Source organism: Cellulomonas sp. P5_C6 (genome assembly GCF_054049635.1).
In genome coordinates this window covers 1-1,769 of the sequence record NZ_JBFULZ010000346.1, presented here as the reverse complement: position 1 = coordinate 1,769, position 1,769 = coordinate 1, and the positions used below count along the sequence as shown (strand labels likewise).

Below are 1,769 nucleotides of genomic sequence, written 5' to 3'. Positions count from 1 at the left end.
CGCAGGATCTGCTCCTGCCGTGTGCGGGCCAGCGATCCAGCGACGGTCGTCGGCACCGGCCCTCCTGCCCATCGTCGTGTTCGACTGTGTTCACGAACCTATCGCTGTGCGATCGCCCACCCTCTACTGGGGTGTACGAACGACGAGAGCGAGATCGACCGATGAGCGACGCGACGACAGCACCGGCGCCCCTGGCCTTCGACCGGACGGCGCTCGACTACACGCCCTGGGCCTTCTGGGACAACGCCGACCCCGAGGCCCAGAGGCGGCAGCTCGAGGTGCAGCGGCGGTTGTCGCGCGAGCGCGGCTACCGGTTCGCCGAGCGGGTCTTCGTCTCGGAGCTGGCCTCCGTCACCAACGACACCCTCGAGCTGGGCGACCGGACCTACGTGGCCGCCGGCGCCTACCTCAGCGGCTCGCTCCGGGCCGGACGTGACTGCACCGTCAACCCGTATGCGGTCGTGCGCGGCGACGTCGTCCTGGGTGACGCCGTGCGCATCGGCGCGCACTCCTCGGTGCTGGGCTTCAACCACACGATGGACGACCCCGACGTCGAGGTCTTCCGGCAGCCGGTCTTCTCCCGAGGCATCTCGATCGGCGACGACGTCTGGATCGGCTCCCACGTCGTCGTGCTCGACGGCGTGCACGTCGGCGACCGGGCCGTGCTCGCCGCCGGTGCGGTCGTCACCAAGGACGTCCCCGCCGGCGCGGTCGTCGGCGGCAATCCTGCCCGGGTGCTCCGGTGGCGCGGGGCATCGGCGACGACCTCCAGCCTGGCGGAGGCCGTCGCGACCTTCGCCGACCAGGCACGTGAGCAGGCCTCGGCAGTCCTCGCCCGCTCCTGGGACGAGCGACGGCAGCTCTTCTCCGACAAGCCGGGCGGCCCCGCGACCGTCCGCGCCCAGTGCGACGCCATCGAGATCGCGGACCTGCTCCTGGGCGCCGCACCTCCGCAGCTCACCCCGGACGAGCAGGCGAGGCGGCTGCGGTCCTGGCAGGACCCCGCGACCGGCATGGTCGGCGAGCTGCTGGCCGGGGGCGGGGTGGCACCGGTGCGGCACGAGCGGTTCGACGACAGCGGGAGCTACCACGTCCTGTGCGTCGGGTACGCGCTGGACCTGCTGGGCCAACGGTTCGACCACCCGATCCAGGTCGTGGCGGAGGCGACAGCGGCCGAGCTGGTCACCGAGCTCGACGCCCTGCCGTGGCGCGACCAGGCGTGGGCCGCGGGGCACTGGGTGGACGTGCTCGGCACCGCGCAGCTGTGGAACCTGCGGCGCGAGGCGGAGTCCCAGCGCGGCGCGATCGACGCCGCGCTCGGCTGGCTCCTCCTGCGCGCCGACCCGCAGACCGGGATGTGGGGGCGCCCGACTCCCACCGAGGGCCTGCTCCAGATGGTCAACGGCTACTACCGCGCCTCCCGCGGGACCTTCGCGCAGCTCGGGGTGCCAGTCCCCCACCCCGAGGCCGTCATCGACACCGTGCTGACGCACCTGAGGGACGTGCGCTGGTTCAGGCCCGAACGACAGACCGCCTGCAACGTCCTCGACGTCGCGCACCCGCTCTGGCTCACGCGAGGGTCCGGTCACCGCACCGACGAGGTCGTCCGTCGGGCCGAGCAGCTGCTCCGGGACGCGCTGCGGTACTGGACCACCGACGCGGGGTTCGGCTTCCAGGCCCCGCACCCGACGACCGTCGGCACCACCGCGACGGCACCCGGACTGCAGGGCACGGAGATGTGGCTCGCCATCATCTGGCTGCTGGCCGAC

Annotated in this window: 1 protein-coding gene; it reads left to right on the top strand. The window is 72.8% G+C overall.

Translation table 11 applies throughout. From position 1 onward, the window contains the following. Positions 1-161: 161 nt before the first annotated feature. Positions 162-1,769 (top strand): acyltransferase (locus tag ACXJKG_RS20975; protein ID WP_456847648.1); only part of this gene is annotated, 1,608 nt, incomplete at its 3' end.